General features: G+C 69.3%; 15 protein-coding genes. 4 read left to right on the top strand and 11 right to left on the bottom strand.

Going from position 1 to position 14,115, the window contains the following annotated elements; translation table 11 throughout:
• Positions 1-3: 3 nt before the first annotated feature.
• From ACMXN5_RS17045 to ACMXN5_RS17000, 10 genes are all read right to left on the bottom strand, one after another.
• Positions 4-447 carry a hypothetical protein gene (locus tag ACMXN5_RS17045; RefSeq protein WP_439675985.1) on the bottom strand — a complete coding sequence of 148 codons (444 nt, stop codon included), beginning with the start codon at positions 445-447 and terminating at the stop codon, positions 4-6.
• Positions 444-710 carry a WhiB family transcriptional regulator gene (locus ACMXN5_RS17040; protein WP_439675984.1) on the bottom strand — a complete coding sequence of 89 codons (267 nt, stop codon included), beginning with the start codon at positions 708-710 and terminating at the stop codon, positions 444-446. The genes ACMXN5_RS17045 and ACMXN5_RS17040 overlap by 4 nt, the downstream gene beginning before the upstream one ends.
• Positions 711-1,018: 308 nt before the next feature.
• Positions 1,019-1,465, bottom strand: coding sequence for a single-stranded DNA-binding protein (locus tag ACMXN5_RS17035; RefSeq protein ID WP_439675983.1), 447 nt, complete (start codon positions 1,463-1,465; stop codon positions 1,019-1,021).
• A gap of 134 nt (positions 1,466-1,599) precedes the next feature.
• Positions 1,600-1,986 carry a hypothetical protein gene (locus ACMXN5_RS17030; RefSeq protein ID WP_439675982.1) on the bottom strand — a complete coding sequence of 129 codons (387 nt, stop codon included), beginning with the start codon at positions 1,984-1,986 and terminating at the stop codon, positions 1,600-1,602.
• On the bottom strand, positions 1,983-2,666 hold the full coding sequence (locus tag ACMXN5_RS17025; protein ID WP_439675981.1) for a zinc finger domain-containing protein: 684 nt from the start codon (positions 2,664-2,666) through the stop codon (positions 1,983-1,985). Before ACMXN5_RS17025 ends, ACMXN5_RS17030 begins: the two co-directional genes overlap by 4 nt.
• Positions 2,663-3,466, bottom strand: a complete 804-nt coding sequence (locus ACMXN5_RS17020) for a hypothetical protein (RefSeq protein ID WP_439675980.1) — start codon at positions 3,464-3,466, stop codon at positions 2,663-2,665. Before ACMXN5_RS17020 ends, ACMXN5_RS17025 begins: the two co-directional genes overlap by 4 nt.
• 70 nt (positions 3,467-3,536) lie before the next feature.
• Positions 3,537-4,418 carry a recombinase RecT gene (locus ACMXN5_RS17015; protein ID WP_439675979.1) on the bottom strand — a complete coding sequence of 294 codons (882 nt, stop codon included), beginning with the start codon at positions 4,416-4,418 and terminating at the stop codon, positions 3,537-3,539.
• Positions 4,415-5,476: a YqaJ viral recombinase family protein gene (locus ACMXN5_RS17010; protein WP_439675978.1), complete on the bottom strand. Its 1,062-nt coding sequence runs from the start codon at positions 5,474-5,476 to the stop codon at positions 4,415-4,417. The genes ACMXN5_RS17015 and ACMXN5_RS17010 overlap by 4 nt, the downstream gene beginning before the upstream one ends.
• Positions 5,473-5,706, bottom strand: a complete 234-nt coding sequence (locus ACMXN5_RS17005; protein ID WP_439675977.1) for a hypothetical protein — start codon at positions 5,704-5,706, stop codon at positions 5,473-5,475. The genes ACMXN5_RS17010 and ACMXN5_RS17005 overlap by 4 nt, the downstream gene beginning before the upstream one ends.
• A 72-nt stretch (positions 5,707-5,778) precedes the next feature.
• Complete coding sequence (locus ACMXN5_RS17000) at positions 5,779-5,991, bottom strand: hypothetical protein (RefSeq protein ID WP_439675976.1); 213 nt, start codon at positions 5,989-5,991, stop codon at positions 5,779-5,781.
• A 228-nt stretch (positions 5,992-6,219) separates the two neighbouring features.
• Between ACMXN5_RS17000 and ACMXN5_RS16995 the strand changes: the two genes are divergently transcribed.
• On the top strand, positions 6,220-6,672 hold the full coding sequence (locus ACMXN5_RS16995; RefSeq protein WP_439675975.1) for a helix-turn-helix domain-containing protein: 453 nt from the start codon (positions 6,220-6,222) through the stop codon (positions 6,670-6,672).
• 2 nt (positions 6,673-6,674) lie between these two features.
• Here the strand turns inward: ACMXN5_RS16995 and ACMXN5_RS16990 are convergent, their stop codons facing one another.
• Positions 6,675-7,052: a hypothetical protein gene (locus ACMXN5_RS16990; protein ID WP_439675974.1), complete on the bottom strand. Its 378-nt coding sequence runs from the start codon at positions 7,050-7,052 to the stop codon at positions 6,675-6,677.
• A 14-nt stretch (positions 7,053-7,066) separates the two neighbouring features.
• Here ACMXN5_RS16990 and ACMXN5_RS16985 point away from each other — a divergent pair, with 14 nt between their 5' ends.
• The 3 genes from ACMXN5_RS16985 (at position 7,067) to ACMXN5_RS16975 (ending at position 13,980) form a co-directional block, all read left to right on the top strand.
• Positions 7,067-8,647 carry a recombinase family protein gene (locus ACMXN5_RS16985; protein WP_439675973.1) on the top strand — a complete coding sequence of 527 codons (1,581 nt, stop codon included), beginning with the start codon at positions 7,067-7,069 and terminating at the stop codon, positions 8,645-8,647.
• 119 nt (positions 8,648-8,766) lie between these two features.
• Complete coding sequence (gene clpB / locus ACMXN5_RS16980) at positions 8,767-11,379, top strand: ATP-dependent chaperone ClpB (protein ID WP_439678026.1); 2,613 nt, start codon at positions 8,767-8,769, stop codon at positions 11,377-11,379.
• A gap of 372 nt (positions 11,380-11,751) precedes the next feature.
• Entirely contained in the window at positions 11,752-13,980 is a 2,229-nt protein-coding gene (locus tag ACMXN5_RS16975) for a (Fe-S)-binding protein (RefSeq protein ID WP_395798999.1), read from the top strand.
• Positions 13,981-14,115 lie beyond the last annotated feature (135 nt).

Raw genomic sequence — 14,115 nt, 5'->3', positions numbered from 1 at the left:
TCCTCAGTCGGTCGTGTCGGCGAGTGCGCGGTGCGGGGTGATGTCGCCGGCGCACAGACGGCGGATGGTGTCGGCAAGCAGCCATGCGTCGTCGGCGAGTGCGTGATCGGTGAGTGCGTCGGCGAGCTGCTCGGCGACGTCGAGCCGTTCGGCGAGTGCGGCCTCGACGGCGCGTGCCCGGTGGGCGCGGTCGAGCGCACGGCGCAGCGCACGAAGGCGCAGACGCGAACGGCGCGACGTGTCGACCCACCGACCCCACCATCGGGTTTCGCCGGCGCGCGCGTGCAGGTAGCTCCTGTGGGTCTCGTTGACCCGGTCGACGAGTTGATACACGAGGGAGCGCAGCGCGTGCGCTTCGTCGACCAGGAGCACGCCGCGCTCGGCGCAGCCGAGCAGGACGTCGAGGCGGTCGAGGCGGTCGAGGTCGCGCTGTTCGACGGCGCTCACTTGACGATGCTCCGGCCGGTGGCGACGCGCCGCTGCTGCGTCGTCTCGCCGCCCCACACACCCCATTCGGGGTCGCCATCCGGACCGTGCCGGCCACGGTCGCGACAGGCGAGCAGGACGGGGCAGCCGGCACACCGCGCCGCGGCGTCGAGCTGTACGAGGGCGGACGGGTCGAGCCACGCCGTGTCGTCCGCGGCGACGCACGGCCACGTCGAGGGGTCGAGGTCGAGCACGTCGGACGGGGCGGCGAACGGGTCAGTCAAGGGGTGCTCCGGGGGGTCGAGCCGAGAGGGTCGAGAGGCTGCTCGCGCGCGGCGCCGGGTGCGACCGGTCGCGCGGTCGGTCGGGGTCGGCTATTCGTCGCTGTAGGTCACGCCGTTGGTGGGGGTCGGTCCATCCCCATCCCTCGTCGCTCTCGTGCGGGTCGGTGTGGTCGGGGTCGAAGTAGCAGCGGTAAGCAACGCTGTCGCCGTCGACGAGAACGGCAGGGCATTGGACGTTGGGTGCGCAGCGGCAATCGCTGTCGGCGGTGCACCTGGGGGTGTGGGGTGCGGGCATGGCGGGTTGCTCCTTAGAACGGGGGGTTGTTGGGCTGCTGGGGGGTCTGCCATGCGTCGCCGGACGGCTGCTGTCGCTGCTGCGTCGGCTGCTGCCGGTTGGCCTTGACGGGGCGGGCGGTCGCGAACTTGAGCGACGGGCCGACGTTGTCCGCTTCGAGTTCGATCACGGTGCGCTTCTCGCCGGCGCTGGTCTCGTAGGTGCGCTGCTTGAGGCGGCCGGTCACGATCACGGCGTTGCCCTTGTTGAGGCATTCGGCGACGTTCTCGCCGAGTTGGCGCCAAGCCGAGACGCGCATGAACAGGGGTTCGCCGTCGCGCCATTCGTTGGCCTGGCGGTCGAAGGTGCGCGGGGTCGAGGCCACGGTGAAGGAGGCGACGGCGGCGCCGCTGGCGGCGAAGCGCAATTCCGGGTCGGCGGTGAGGTTGCCCTCGATGGTCAAGATGGTCTCTGCGGCCACGTGAGCGCCTATCTCTCTGGCTTGATATTCGTGCTCTCTGGAGAGCACGTTAGCGGCTGTGCGGGGCTTGTGCGGATCTTTTGGGCGTGGTGTGGCGCCGCCCCGGGTTGTGGGTCCGGGGCGGCGCATGCTGCCTAGGCGGCGCGTCGTCCGCCGGCGGTGTGCCGGGCGCGGCTCGGCCGCACGGCGGGACGCTCGCGCATGAGGCGGTCGAGCAGGCGCAGCTCGTGCTCGGCCTGGTCGACGAGCTGTTCGTCGACGACTTGGTCGGCGTCGTCGTCGAGGTCGGGCTCGACCCGGGCGACGGGCTGTTCGGCGGCGCGGTCGGGTACGTCAAGGGTGCGCCACGTACCGCCGCGGTACTCGGCGACGGTGACCCGTGCGCCGCGGGCGGTGTGTTCGCGGGCCACTCGGCGGACGGCGGCGCGGTCGTTCGATGTGAACGGGACCGCGGTTCGCCCGGCCGCCTCCCACGTGGCGGTGACCATGTACCGCGGGCCGGTGCGGGTCGAGCGGCTCATGCGGTTGCCCTCTCCTGCTCGGCCGCGGCGTAGGCGTCGCGGCGTGACGGGTGGGTGTTGTGGTTCAGCCGTACGCCGTCGGGGGTCCGGCACGGGCGCAGCGGCGCGGCGCGGCACTTGTCGTAGGGGCAGGCGACGGACAGCTCGGGAAACCGGCTGCGGCTCGGCGCGTTGCTCACCTGGGCGACCTGATCGCGCGCTGCCTCGTACTGGGCGCGCACGCTCGCCTTGATCATCTCGCCGAGTCGGCGGGTGCCCCCGGCATCGATGGCGGGAGCGTGGTACTCGACCGGGAGCGCGGCGCCGGTAACGACCGCACGTCGGCGCGCGAGCAGGTTCTCGCGATAGCCGATCGCGGTGTACTCGTCGGGGCCGCTGTCGAGTTCGGGTTCAGGGTCGGTGTGCCGGCCCATGAGTTCGGCCCGGTACGGGGCCCACGCGGCGAGCAGGGCCCGCGGCTGGATTGCCCAGTACTTGGCGTCGGTGCTCTCGTAGTAGCCGCGTACGGCGGTCGCGACGTCCCAGTGAACGACCGGAGCCTGCGCGGGGATGTCGGCGAGTGCTTCGGCCCACGTGGCAATGGTGCGCGCGGTCGTCGTCGGGTCGACGAGTTCGCGGGCGACTCGCGTATCGACCGTGCCGGCGTAGTTGAGCAGCGCGGCTACCTCGTTGACGTTCACGCGTGTCCCTCCTGGTGCAGCAGCGCAAGCGCGCCGGCGAGCGTGTTCGTGTGAGTCGGACGCAGGGACCGGTCACCGGGCGGCGCGCTGGCTGCGGGCGTGCTCGGTGCGGTCGTGGTGCCCAGGTCCGCCCACATGCGGAGCAGGTATCGAGCGGTACGCGGCGGGCGCGCCGGATTCCAGCGGGCCCGCACGTGCGCGACGAGTTCGGGCACGCCGTGCCGGGCGACGAGCGCGAGCACGTCGGCGCGTTCGGCCGCGGTGAGCGTCCACGTGACGCCCATGCCGTCGGCGGCGAGCTGCTCGGCGAGCGGGCGCAGCTCGGCGACGCTGCTGCTCTGCTTCTTCTCTTCTCTCTCGTGCTCTCTGTTCTGGGGGCCGGATTCCGGTACCCCCCGGGCCGATTCCCGGTCCCCTACCGGGCCGGTGGTCGGTCCCCCCGGGGCCGATTCCCGACCCGGGCCGGATTCCGACCCGGGCCGGTGGTCGGCCCTGTCAGACGTGGTCGAGTCGGGCATGCCCGGGACGTGTCCGACGGCGTGCGGCAACAGATAGACGGTCTCGCCGCGCGGCCCGACCCGGCCGTCGACGACGACAAGTTCGCCCGACGCGAGCGCGCTGTCGACCGCGGCGCGCACGGTCGAGCGGGCGGCGCCGGTGTAGTGCACGAGTCGAGTGGTGCCGGCGTAGGCGACGCAGTCGGCGCCGACGACGTGCTCGGCGACCGCGAGCAGCACCAGGCGCACGGCGCCGCGGGACGCGGATCGTGTCCAGACCCAATCACGTGCCGCGTGGCTCACCGGACCACCTCCGGTCGACGCGGGAGGGGGCCCGCCCCGGCCGAAGCCGGGGCGGGAACGAGCACCAGGGTCATTGCGTGCCGCCGACCGGGGCGACGTTCGGCCACGCGGGCGCGTCACCCGTGGACTCCTGCTCGGCGGTCGGCTCGTCGGCGAGTTCGCCCTCGATGTACTCGGGCGCGGCGTCGATGCCGTCGAGCGAGGGGTCGCGGCGTACCGCGCCGTCGTGGGCCAGTGCGCGGGCGAGTTCCGGGGACTTCGGCAAGAGCTTGAAGAGTTGACGCACGCAGGTCTTGCGGGCCATCGCGTCGTAGTCGTTGACCCACGGTCCCTTGTTCGCCTGCTTGGATCGCCGGCGGAAGGTCTCGACGTCGTCGACCGACAGCACGACGAAGCCGTTCCCGCCGTTGCTGAGCCTGGCTACGGCGTAGTAGTCCGTGACGGCGCCGCGGTTGCGCCGGGCGGGCTTGTGGCGCAGCACCGGGTCGAGGCCGTACTCGTACTCGAAGTCGTCGTTCTCGCGTACCTCCCGGGCGTCCAAGCCCGCGGCGAGAGGGTGCTGCCAAAACAGCTTGGCCATGCCCTGATATCCGATGACGAGCTGTACCTCGTGCTGCCCGATCTGGTTCGACCAGAACGGCAGCAGGTACGCCTCGCCGCCCACGCCGCCCGGTTCGAGGCCGAGCTGCACGGCGGTCATCATCGCGCCAGCGAACGACGACTGTGTGCACGCGGCCAGGTTCTTGACGCGCATCAAGTCGGTGAGCACGATCCGCGCCATGCGTTCCGACGAGCCGGCCATGTGCGCCGGCAACGCGCGGGCGATCTCGCCGCGCATGGTGTGTACGAACTGGCGCAGGTCCGGCGGGCCGGCGGGACGCTGCTCGACCTGCCCGGCCTGCGGCTCGTTGGTGGCGCGCTGTGCGACGCGTTCGGCAAGTCCGGTGCTCATTTCGTGCCCTTCTTCTTGGTGGGCACCAGCAGGCGCCGGCCGCGGAACTCGCGGTAAAGGGTGGGGTGGTCCGCCGCGAGACGCTTGGTGTCGAACGTGGTCGTGGGGCGGGTGTACTCCTGGGCGAGCAGCGGGTGAGCGTCGGCGAACCTCTTCGAGGCGAAGGTGCCGTTCTGCTTCCAGGTGAACGCGACTTCGTCGCGAACCTTGACGATCTCCGACGGCCCGGCCGTGGCCTTGAGCTGGTTCTCAACCGCGGTGAGGTCGTCCTCGATCTCTTGCTCGCGCTGCTTCAACTCGGCGCGCCGCGCGAGCAGGGGCAGCACCTCGTCGGGGTCCGCCAACGTGACGGCGTCGACCTCAACGTCGTACAGGTGGGCGAGCAGCTCGGCGGTAGCGGCCGATCCGTCGACCGCCGGCGGGCGCTTGTCGAGTACGCCCTGCCAGAACGAGCCGACGATCTGCACGAGATGCTCAATCAGCCCCTCGTTGCGGTCGACCCGGTGAATGATCAGCCGGTTCCCTCCGAGCAGCGCGGCGACGTGCGCGTGCCGGTAGCCGGTGACGGCGAGGTACCACAGGGTTTGGAGCGCAGGCCCGTCCGGCACGCCGTCGAGCCACTCGTCGAGCTGGTATGCGCTCCGGGTCTTGATCTCCAGCAGGCTCGACGGCACGGCGTCACCCTGCTCGAACACGAACCGGTCGACGTTGGCCAGCATCCACCCGCGGTCGACATGGGCCACCATGCCCGGACCCTCGACGACCCGGAGGCCGGTTCGTTCGGTGAACACGCGGGCGATCGTCGGCTCGTGTGCGTGGCCCCAGAACGCCGCCTCGTCGAGTTCCGCCGAGCGAGGAAGGTCGGGCATCTCGCCGACCTTGTCGAGGTAGACGTGCAACGGCCCGCGGTACCGGTCCATGCCCAGGACCGCGGCAACGTCCGACCCGCCGACACCGACCCGACGCGCGTCGAGCCACTGCTCGCGATCGAGGCCGGCCGGAGCGACGACAACCGCCGTCGGGGTGACCGTGCTCGGCCGTTCGGGTGCGATCGTCACAGCACACCGCCGGCGATCAGCGTCCGCGCGACGTCGGCACCTTCGGCGTAGCCGTCGGCGTCGAGCGGCGAACCGTTGTGCGACCGCGACAGCGGGAGGCCGTTCGCGAGTCCCTGCACGAAGGAGCGCATGAACTCGACGCGGTCGGCGGCCGGCATCTCGTTGAGTGCCTCGACGAAGGGCTCGACGAGCGGATCGCGCAGCGCGATCTCGGTAAGCTTGGAGTGCATACAGACCTGTCCTTGATGGGTCGTCCGGGCTCGTCGGGTCGCATCCGACGGGCCCGGTTGCATTTGTGGGAGTCAGGCAGCCGCGGGCAGTGCAGGCGCGGCGTCGACGGTGCGGGCCCGCAGGTCGAGCAGCAACGCCTCGATCTCGTCGGCCGAGAGCGTGCTGCCGTCGGCTGCCTGCTGAGCGGCCACCCGGACGGGGAGCGCATCGCGGCGAGCGCGGGCGGCGTCGAGGACGGCGCGAGCAGCCCGGAAGGCGTCGGCGCGAGGGATCACGGAAGACATACGTTCCTCTCTGCCGAGAGAAGTGATCATCTCTGGCGAGAGAGAAGGTAGTCACACGACTACCTCTCTGGCAAGAGAGCTAACGTCTCCGAGTGTCTCGATCGACTAATCGAGCACCTGTTCGAGAGATCGCGCTATGGTGGACCGACTCAGTGAGACAGGAGGTTGGTAGCTCTCTGATCTGCGAGTATGCCCATGCGAGGGTTGTCGCGCAGGTAGGTTGTCGGCATGCGGACGACCACCCAAGAGAGCACGCCTGAGCAAGACCAGATCAACAGATTCGCCGACTGGTTCGAGCAGCGACTCATCGCTCGTCACTACGACGTAAGCCCGAGGGGAGGCGGGCGAGCCCGTTTCGCGGCCGACGCCAAGATCTCACCGTCGACCGTGTCGCGGATCCTCCTTCGTCAATCCATTCCAGATCCGTCGGTGCTGAAGAAGATCGCCGACGGACTCGGCGACCCCCTTGGCGAGGTACTCCTACGCGCCGGCGTCGTCGACGAGTCACAACTGCAACGGGCGGCACGGCCCGTGCCTATGGCCGATCGGATCAGCCCAGAAGAAGCGGCAGACCGGCTTGGTATCCATAGCGAGGAACGGCGCGACCTGCTGATCTCAATGATCAAAACATTGCAGGAGCAGGAGCAACGTCGCCCATCGACGAGGCGTCGAAGCACATAGGACTACCGAGGAGAGTGCGCCGGATGGAGATCCCGAAAGCGGTCGCGGGGGCCGGTATCGCAGTGCACGCAGGGGGTGCTGCGGTCGTCGTGCTCGCGTTGGCGGCGCCGGTTGTGCACCGCATTGCAGCAGTCGTAGGCGTGGCCCTGATGCTCAGCGGAGGCGCAGCAACGATGCTCGCGTGCCTGCGCATGGCCCAGGTCCGCCGAGACGACGCTCGCGCCGCGCTCCGCACGGAGGGATACCGGACGGCAATCGAGCACATGGGCGCCGGCGACCTGTCGGCGCCTGCTCAACACGTCGACCTCGACGAGTACGAACCGACCGGAACGCTCCACCTGTTCCCACTCCAGGCCGTACAGGAGGTGCGGCCTCGACACGGAAGGGCCGCACGGTGAACCTACTGAGACCAGCCGTCGACGGCGGGATGCTCATCCCGGCTGTCGGGTACGTACGGGTCAGTACGTGGAACGAAGAGAAGATCAGCCCAGAGCTTCAGCGCGCGGCAATCATGGAATGGGCACGCCGCCGCGGTCGCGTAATCGTCGATTGGATCGAAGATCTCGACGCGTCCGGCCGCAACTTCAAGCGCAAGATCATGCAAGCAATCGGGGCGGTCGAGCAGGGCAAAGCCCGAGAGATAGCCGTATGGAAGTACTCGCGCTTCGGTCGCACGAGGCACGGCAATGCCGTCAACATCGAGCGCGTCGAGCGGGCCGGTGGACAACTGGAGTCAGCCACAGAAGAGGTCGACGCACGCACGGCGACCGGCCGATTTCAACGCGGCGTCCTCCTGGAGGTGGCCGCGTTCGAGTCCGATCGCGCCGGCGAGCAGTGGCGCGAGACGCACGACCATCGGCGGGCCCTGGGCCTACCCGCAACGGGCCGGCAGCGGTTTGGGTACCACTGGCACCCGCGGCGCATCCCAGACGGGATCGGCGGCTGGACCATCCAACAGGAGTGGTACGAGCCGATCCGTGACCATCGACCTGTGGTTCGGAACATGTTCCGCACGTACACGGCGCGCGACATGGGCTACCCCGGTGTTGCCGGGTGGCTCAACGAGTGCGGGTACATGACGAGTTGGGGCGGCCCGTGGACCGGTCAGGCCGTCAACGGCTACATGATCAGCGGGTTCGCCGCCGGCCTGTTGCGCGTGCACAGCAAGGAATGCACCTGTGGGAAGCGATCGGGTACGTGCCCGAACCACTACTACATGCCGGGCGCACACGAGGCGATGCTGCTCGACGGAGAGTGGGAGGAGTACCTAGCGACAGTGAAGGAGGTGCGCCGCATTGCACCACGTGCCCGGCGCGGGTCTTACCCCTTGTCTGCGCTGAGCAAGTGCGGGAACTGCCGGCAGGGGGCCACTGCATCCCCGTACCGAGGGATGCGGGGCGGCGTGTACCGCTGCTCGTACAACAGCAAGTCGGCTGGTTCTCTCTGCCCCGGGATATGGATCCTCCGGCCCGTGGTCGAGGCACAAGTCGTTGAGTGGCTCGGCACCGTCGCCGCAAACGTCGACAGCGCGCCGGCCGCGCCGATCGAATCGGTGGAGGCCCGCCAGGTTCGCAAGAGCACGGAACAGAAGCTCAAGGAGGCGCAGGCAACGCGAAAGCGAGCACAGGACGCGTTGACCCGGCTGACCGTCGACCACGCGCTATCGCCGGAGAACTACCCCGGCGACACCTATGCCCACGCGCTCGCCAAGTTGAAGAAGAAGCATGCCGAAGCGGACGCGGTGGTATCCAAGCTCGAACCCAACGTCGAAGTACTCCCGTCGGCCGACGAGCTGCGCCCGATCGCGGTTGGCCTGCTGGCCGAGTGGAAGACCTTGACCGCCAAGGAGCAGAACAAGCTCATGCACAAGCTTGCGCGGCGAGTCGAGATTCGGCGCGAACCCGACCGTTCGATCACTGTCACCGTGCATCCCGTGTGGGAACCTGACGCCTGGGCGGAGAGCAAGGCCGCGTAGAGCAAGGCGCAGCAAACTTGAGTGGAATAGACTCAACTCTGCACCCGTTGTGCTGGCAGGACGGTTGAGGACTCAAGCGCCGCGGACCACACGCGGTAGGAGGTAGCAGAGTGAGCACTTTGGACAAGCTGACCACCAAGGCCCAAGAGGCCCTTTCGGTCGCCATCCGCAAGGCTGCCGCAGCGGGACACCCCCAGGTGGAGCCCGCGCATCTGCTGCTCGCCCTGCTCGAACAGCCCGAGGGGATCGCCGTCCCGCTGCTCGGCGCCGCCGGTGTGGACGTGCCGCTGCTGAAGGTCGCGGTCGCCCAGATCGCGGATCGTATGCCGAGTGCGTCCGGCTCGACGGTGGCCGCCCCGCAGCTCGCCCGGGAGACGATGCTCGCGCTGGACGAGGCGGAGAAGCAGGCCGACAAGCTCGGCGACGCGTTCGTGTCCACGGAGCACGTCCTGGTCGGCCTGGCCTCCGGCCGCTCCGGCGCGGTCGCCGACGCGCTGCGCGAGGCGGGCGCCACCCCGCAGGCACTGCTCGACTCCTTCAAGGCGGTGCGCGGCAGCACGCGGATCACCTCGCAGGACCCGGAGAGCACCTACCAGGCACTGGAGAAGTACGGCCGCGACCTGACCGAGGAGGCCCGGAACGGCAAGCTCGACCCGGTCATCGGCCGCGACTCGGAGATCCGCCGGGTGGTCCAGGTGTTGTCCCGCCGGACCAAGAACAACCCGGTACTGATCGGTGAACCCGGTGTCGGCAAGACCGCCGTCGTGGAGGGCCTGGCCCGGCGGATCGTGGCCGGCGACGTACCCGAGTCGCTGCGCGACAAGCGGCTGATCGCGCTCGACCTGGGGGCGATGGTCGCGGGCGCGAAGTATCGCGGGGAGTTCGAGGAGCGGCTGAAGGCCGTCCTGAACGAGATCAAGTCCAGCGACGGCCAGGTCGTCACCTTCATCGACGAACTGCACACCGTGGTCGGCGCGGGCGCCACCGGCGACGGCTCGATGGACGCGGGCAACATGCTCAAGCCGATGCTCGCGCGCGGCGAGTTGCGCCTGGTCGGCGCGACCACGCTGGACGAGTACCGCAAGCACATCGAGAAGGACCCGGCCCTTGAGCGCCGGTTCCAGCAGGTATTCGTGGGCGAGCCCAGCGTCGAGGACACGATCGCGATCCTGCGCGGGCTCAAGAGCCGCTACGAGGCGCACCACAAGGTGCAGATCGCCGACTCCGCGCTGGTGGCCGCGGCCACGCTGTCCGACCGCTACATCACCGCGCGCTTTTTGCCCGACAAGGCGATCGACCTGGTCGACGAGGCGGCGTCGCGGCTGCGGATGGAGATCGACTCCTCCCCCGTCGAAATCGACGAGCTGCAGCGCTCGGTGGACCGGCTGCGGATGGAGGAGATGGCGCTCGCCAAGGAGACCGACGCGGCCAGCCGGGACCGGCTGGAGCGGCTGCGCAAGGACTTGGCCGACAAGCAGGAGCAGCTCAGCGGGCTGACCGCGCGCTGGCAGCAGGAGAAGGCCGGGCTGAACCGGGTCGGCGAGCTGAAGGAGCGCCTCGACGCGGCGCGCGGTGAGGCGGAGCGGGCTCAGCGCGACGGGGACTTCGAGACGGCGTCGAAGTTGATGTACGGGCAGATCCCGACCCTGGAGCGCGAGCTGGCCGAGGCCGCGGCGACCGAGGGCGATCGGGGCACCGACGGCACGGCGATGGTCAAGGAGGAGGTCGGCCCGGACGACGTGGCCGACGTGGTCTCGTCCTGGACCGGCATCCCGGCGGGGCGGCTGCTCGAGGGCGAGCGCGGCAAGCTGCTGCGGATGGAGGACGAGCTGGGCCGGCGGCTGATCGGGCAGCAGACGGCCGTGACGACGGTGTCCGACGCGGTCCGCCGGGCCCGGTCCGGCATCGCCGACCCGGACCGCCCGACCGGCTCGTTCCTGTTCCTGGGCCCGACCGGTGTGGGCAAGACCGAGCTGGCCAAGTCGCTCGCCGATTTCCTCTTCGACGACGAGCGCGCGATGGTGCGCATCGACATGTCGGAGTACGCGGAGAAGCACTCGGTCGCGCGCCTGGTCGGCGCGCCGCCCGGCTACGTGGGCTACGAGGAGGGCGGCCAGCTGACCGAGGCGGTGCGCCGGCGGCCGTACTCGGTGGTGCTGCTCGACGAGGTGGAGAAGGCGCACCCCGAGGTCTTCGACGTACTGCTCCAGGTGCTCGACGACGGGCGGCTGACCGACGGCCAGGGCCGCACGGTGGACTTCCGCAACGTGGTGCTGATCCTGACCTCGAACCTGGGATCGCAGTATCTGGTGGATCCCATGCTGTCGCCGGAGCGGCAGCGCGAGATGGTGATGGACGTGGTCCGCAACTCGTTCAAGCCGGAGTTCCTGAACCGGCTCGACGACATCGTGCTCTTCGACGCGCTCGGCACGAACGAGTTGGCGCACATCGTCGGCCTCCAGGTGGATCGGCTCGGCGCCCGGCTCAAGGACCGGCGGATCACCCTGACGGTGACCGACGCGGCGCGCGATTGGCTCGCGCTGACCGGCTACGACCCGGCGTACGGCGCCCGGCCGCTGCGCCGGCTGATCCAGACCGCGATCGGCGACAAGCTCGCGCGTGCCCTGTTGGCGGGCGAGGTGAGCGACGGCGACACGGTTTTGGTCGATCTCGACGAAGCGGGCGACACGCTGGTCGTGCAACCTCGAAAGCAGGCCGTCAAGACACTGTGATCGGCCGCCTCGGCGGTCGGTGGACGCGGGCGAAACACACGGCGCCGGGACCTCTTGCGGGTCCCGGCGCCGTGGCATGGCAGCATGCATGTGTACAGATCTGACGGTGCGTCACACAACTGGCGAGCCGGGTGGATCGGTGCGCCGCGTTCGGATCGGCTCGGGAGCCGGTCCGGAGTGGAGTGTGGGGTCCGACAAGATCGTCCGGCGTGGGATAAAGCGGGCAAAACCTGCGAAGCCGATAGCGTCCGGCGTGACAGATATCATCGACGCAGTGGTTAAGTTACCAGTGGGTAAGATGCCCGCACGGCCGTACGCTGTCGGCCGATACACGCCCCGGAAGGGACGTCCCACCGGAGGAGCCGAACGCCCATGCAGCTCGCAGCGATCGTGATCTCGCTGTTCATCAGCGTGATCGGGTTCGCCCTACTCGGGCGCACCGCCGCATACATCTACTCGTTCGTCAAACTCGGACAGCCCGTCCGCGGCCGGACCAATGCGGCCGGCAAGCGTCTGGGCACGATGCTGACCGAGACCGTCGGGCACACCCGGATGCTCCGTTGGGGCATCGTCGGCGCCGCGCACTGGTTCGTCATGGTCGGCTTCGGCGCGCTCATCCTGACCCTGGTCAACGCGTACGGGCAGCTCTTTACGCCCGAGTTCGCGCTGTGGGGGCTCGGCCACTGGGACCCGTTCGAGGTCTTCACCGAGTTCATGGGCCTGATGACCGTGCTCGGCATCCTGGTGCTGATCGTGATCCGCCAGCTCAGCCACCCGCGACGAGCGGGGCGCAAGAGCCGGTTCGGCGGGTCCAACTTCGGCCAGGCGTACTTCGTCGAGTTCGTGGTCGGTTCGGTCGGCGTGTGCATCATGCTGCTGCGCGGCCTTGAGGGCGCGCTGGCGGGGGTGGACTCGTACGAGCCCGGCTACTGGGTCAGCTACCCGCTGGTCTCCGCGTTCGGCGGCCTCTCCGAGAACTCGCTGGAGAACCTGGTCTACCTGGTCGCCACGATCAAGATCGTCATCTCGATGACGTGGGCGATCACCATCGGCCTCACCCCCACCATGGGTGTCGCCTGGCACCGGTTCCTGGCGTTCTTCAACATCTACTTCAAGCGCAACGCCGACGGCACGGTCGCGCTCGGCGCGCTGCAGCCGATGACCTCCGGCGGCGAGCCGATCGACTTCGAGGACCCCGCCGACGACGCGGTGTTCGGCGTCAGTCAGGTCGAGCACTTCTCCTGGAAGGGCCTGCTCGACTTCTCCACCTGTACCGAGTGCGGTCGGTGCCAGTCGCAGTGCCCCGCGTGGAACACCGGCAAGCCGCTGTCCCCGAAGCTGCTGATCATGTCGCTGCGCGAGCACGCCTACGCCAAGGCGCCGTACCTGCTCGCGGGCGGCGGCAAGGACGAAGAGGGCAACGAGAAGGCCACGCCCGAGCAGCTGGCCAAGGTCCCGGCGGCGGCGCTGGCCGAGGCCGAGCGGCCGCTGATCGGCACCGCGGAGGAGAACGGGGTCATCGACCCCGACGTGTTGTGGTCGTGCACCACGTGCGGCGCGTGCGTCGAGCAGTGCCCGGTCGACATCGAGCACGTGGACCACATCGTCGACATGCGCCGCTACCAGGTGCTGATCGAGAGCGCGTTCCCGTCCGAGGCGGCGACGATGCTCAAGGGCCTGGAGAACAAGGGCAACCCGTGGGGCGTGGCCACCAAGGCCCGGCTCGACTGGGTCAAGGAGCTGAAGAAGTCCACCGGCATCGAGGTCCCGATCGTCGGGCAGGACATCGAGCCCGCCGAGCTGGAGTACCTGTACTGGGTCGGCTGCGCGGGCGCGCTGGCGGACGGTCCGAAGAAGACCACCAAGGCGTTCGCCGAGCTGCTCGACATCGCGGGCGTCAAGTACGGGATCCTCGGCAAGGAGGAGTCCTGCACAGGCGACTCGGCACGCCGGCTCGGCTCCGAAGTGGTCTTCCAGATGCTCGCGGCGCAGAACGTCGAAACGCTGAACGCGGCGCTCGAGGACGCGCCGAAGAAGCGCATCGTCACCACCTGCCCGCACTGCTTCAACACGCTGGCGAACGAATACCCGCAGCTGGACGGGCACTTCGAGGTCATCCACCACACCCAGCTGCTCCAGCACCTGATCGACGAGGGCCGGCTGCTGCCGGTCGGGCCGGTCGACGGTCTGGTGACGTACCACGACCCGTGCTACCTCGGTCGGCACAACAAGGTCTACACGCCCCCGCGCGAGATCATCGCGAGGGTGCCGGGCCTGCGGAACGAGGAGATGCACCGGCACAAGGAGCGCGGCTTCTGCTGCGGCGCCGGCGGTGCGCGCATGTGGATGGAGGAGCGCATCGGCAAGCGCATCAACAACGAGCGCATGGACGAGGCGCTGTCGCTCAAGCCGGACATCGTCTCCACCGCGTGCCCGTTCTGCCTGGTGATGTTCACCGACTCGATCAACGCCAAGAAGCAGGCGGGCGAGGCGAAGGAGGAGCTGCAGGTGGTCGACGTGGCGCAGCTGCTGCTCCAGTCGGTCAAGCTGCCGGAGCCGCCGGCCGAGGAGGGCGTCCTGGAGGACGCGGGGGCCAAGTAGCTTTTTCGGGGCGCGCTTCGGCGCGCTCGGTGTGCGGCGAGCGCCGTCGGTTCCCTCGGGGCCGGCGGCGTTCGGTTTTGTGCCCGAATTACCACCGTCCCGCGACGACGGAGGGGGGTGTGGTGCCGGTACCGT

It is taken from the genome of Embleya australiensis (assembly GCF_051903075.1).
Classification (GTDB): domain Bacteria; phylum Actinomycetota; class Actinomycetes; order Streptomycetales; family Streptomycetaceae; genus Embleya.
The sequence above is the reverse complement of the archived record's forward strand: the minus strand, read 5'-3'. Positions and strand labels throughout refer to the sequence as shown.

What these genes read in the sequence shown, in the direction of transcription:
- ACMXN5_RS17000 (WP_439675976.1), bottom strand. Translation starts at nt 5,991, where the DNA reads ATGTCTTCCGTGATCCCTCGCGCCGACGCCTTCCGGGCTGCTCGCGCC.
- ACMXN5_RS17030 (WP_439675982.1), bottom strand. Translation starts at nt 1,986, where the DNA reads ATGAGCCGCTCGACCCGCACCGGCCCGCGGTACATGGTCACCGCCACG.
- ACMXN5_RS17015 (WP_439675979.1), bottom strand. Translation starts at nt 4,418, where the DNA reads ATGAGCACCGGACTTGCCGAACGCGTCGCACAGCGCGCCACCAACGAG.
- ACMXN5_RS17005 (WP_439675977.1), bottom strand. Translation starts at nt 5,706, where the DNA reads ATGCACTCCAAGCTTACCGAGATCGCGCTGCGCGATCCGCTCGTCGAG.
- ACMXN5_RS16995 (WP_439675975.1), top strand. Translation starts at nt 6,220, where the DNA reads ATGCGGACGACCACCCAAGAGAGCACGCCTGAGCAAGACCAGATCAAC.
- ACMXN5_RS16975 (WP_395798999.1), top strand. Translation starts at nt 11,752, where the DNA reads ATGCAGCTCGCAGCGATCGTGATCTCGCTGTTCATCAGCGTGATCGGG.